Here is a 335-nt window from a genome sequence, read left to right as displayed (position 1 = left end):
GTTTTTGTCCTTTGTTTTATGGATAGTTTTCTGCATCAGGCGTCGTTCGGTTCTGGGTATTGGTGCTATGATCGACATTGCTCAGTCCGGCTGGTGATTTGGGATATTCAGCGATTGATCAGATCGCATAAACCGGACTGAGTTCCCTCTAAGGGATCTACTATTCCGAGCAGTTATTTAGGCGATCTTAAATAACTGATCCTAATACCGCTACACTTTAGCCAGCCCATGTTTTCCCCCGGGGAATGGGCTGACGGTATTCATAAAGTGATGGACCTTTTTCAACAGTTGCCACATTGAACTGCACTGGTGATTTCGGGTTATTGTCTCATGAA

Annotated in this window: 1 protein-coding gene and 1 pseudogene; both read right to left on the bottom strand. The window is 44.8% G+C overall.

Annotation, left to right across the window (positions count from 1 at the left end):
• On the bottom strand, positions 1–78 hold a 78-nt coding region (locus F7Q90_RS28200), incomplete at its 3' end, for a hypothetical protein (protein WP_455906705.1).
• A 132-nt stretch (positions 79–210) separates the two neighbouring features.
• Positions 211–335 (bottom strand): annotated as a pseudogene (locus tag F7Q90_RS26245) (IS630 family transposase); the annotation flags it as partial.

The sequence above is a fragment of the Pantoea stewartii subsp. stewartii genome (assembly GCF_008801695.1).
Lineage (GTDB): Bacteria > Pseudomonadota > Gammaproteobacteria > Enterobacterales > Enterobacteriaceae > Pantoea > Pantoea stewartii.
The sequence above is the reverse complement of the archived record's forward strand: the minus strand, read 5'-3'. Positions and strand labels throughout refer to the sequence as shown.